Raw genomic sequence first — 1,587 nt, 5'->3', positions numbered from 1 at the left:
GGGGGGCTGCGGGCGCTTGTGTCAGCTCTGGCCGGTCAGGGTGGCCACGAGGTCGGCGGCGGTGCGGCAGCGGTCCAGGAGGGCGCCCACGTGCTGCTTGGTGCCGCGCAGGGGCTCCAGGGTGGGGACGCGCTGGAGGGATTCGCGGCCGGGGACGTCGAAGATGACCGAGTCCCAGGAGGCGGCGGCGACGGATTCGGCGTACTGGCGCAGGCAGCGGCCGCGGAAGTAGGCGCGGGTGTCCTCGGGCGGGTCCTCGACGGCGGCGTCGACCTGGGGCTCGGTGATGACGCGTTCGATGCGGTCGCGGGCGACGAGGCGGTTGTAGAGGCCCTTGTCGGGGCGGATGTCGGTGTACTGCAGGTCGACGAGCTGGAGGCGGGGGTGGGACCAGTCGAGGCCGTCGCGGCTGCGGTAGCCCTCCAGGAGTTCGAGTTTGGCGACCCAGTCGAGTTCGCGGGAGAGCTGCATGGGGTCGTCGCCGAGGCGGTGGAGGACGGATTCCCAGCGGTCGAGGACGTCCTTGGTCATCTCGTCGACGTCGGCGCCGAAGCGGTCCTCGACGTATTTGCGGGATTGTTCGAGGTATTCGAGCTGGAGCTGGACGGCGGTCATCTTGCGGCCGTCGCGGAGGGTGAGGAGGTGTTTGCAGCCGGGGTCGTGGGAGACGGCGCGGAGGGCGGCGACGGGCATGTCGACGGAGAGGTCGACGGTGAGGAAGCCGTCTTCGATCATGGCGAGGACGAGGGCGGTGGTGCCGAGCTTGAGGTAGGTGGAGAGCTCGGCCATGTTGGCGTCGCCGATGATGACGTGGAGGCGCCGGTATTTCTCGGGGTCGGCGTGGGGTTCGTCGCGGGTGTTGATGATGGGGCGTTTGAGGGTGGTCTCAAGTCCGACCTCGACTTCGAAGAAGTCGGCGCGCTGGCTGATCTGGAAGCCGTCGCCGCGGCCGTCGACGCCGATGCCGACGCGGCCGGCGCCGCAGACGACCTGGCGGGAGACGAAGAAGGGGGTGAGGTGGCGGACGATGTCGGCGAAGGGGGTCTCGCGCTTCATGAGGTAGTTCTCATGGCAGCCGTAGGAGGCGCCCTTGTTGTCGGTGTTGTTCTTGTAGAGCTGGATGGGATGGGTGCCGGGGACCATGGCGGCGCGGGCGGCGGCGTCGGCCATGACGCGTTCACCGGCTTTGTCCCAGATGACGGCGTCGCGGGGGTTGGTGCATTCGGGTGCGGAGTATTCGGGGTGGGCGTGGTCGACGTAGAGGCGGGCGCCGTTGGTGAGGATGACGTTGGCGAGGCCGAGGTCTTCGTCGGTGAGCTGGGTGGGGTCGGCGACTTCGCGGGCGAGGTCGAAGCCGCGGGCGTCGCGCAGCGGGTTCTCCTCCTCGAAGTCCCACCGGGCCCTGCGGGCGCGTGCCGCCGACGCCGCGAGGTAGGCGTTGACGACCTGTGAGGAGGTCACCATCGCGTTGGCCCCTGGTTGGCCGGGTACGGAGATGCCGTACTCGGTCTCGATGCCCATCACCCGCCGAACACTCATATCGTCGAGCCTATCGGGGCGGCGGGGGTGGAGCCATGGGGCTCCTCT

General features: G+C 69.3%; 1 protein-coding gene. It reads right to left on the bottom strand.

The genetic code is table 11. The annotated features are described in order from the left end of the window. Positions 1–21: 21 nt before the first annotated feature. Positions 22–1,539, bottom strand: coding sequence for a depupylase/deamidase Dop (dop, locus tag E1298_RS46820; RefSeq protein WP_207945288.1), 1,518 nt, complete (start codon positions 1,537–1,539; stop codon positions 22–24). Between the last annotated feature and the right edge of the window lie 48 nt (positions 1,540–1,587).

This window comes from Actinomadura rubrisoli, from assembly GCF_004349215.1.
Classification (GTDB): Bacteria; Actinomycetota; Actinomycetes; order Streptosporangiales; family Streptosporangiaceae; genus Spirillospora; species Spirillospora rubrisoli.
Note: the sequence above shows the minus strand (reverse complement) of the source record. Positions and strands in the feature narration are given on the sequence as shown.

Coding starts and splice junctions, on each gene's coding strand:
- dop (WP_207945288.1), bottom strand. CDS start 1,539: ATGAGTGTTCGGCGGGTGATGGGCATCGAGACCGAGTACGGCATCTCC.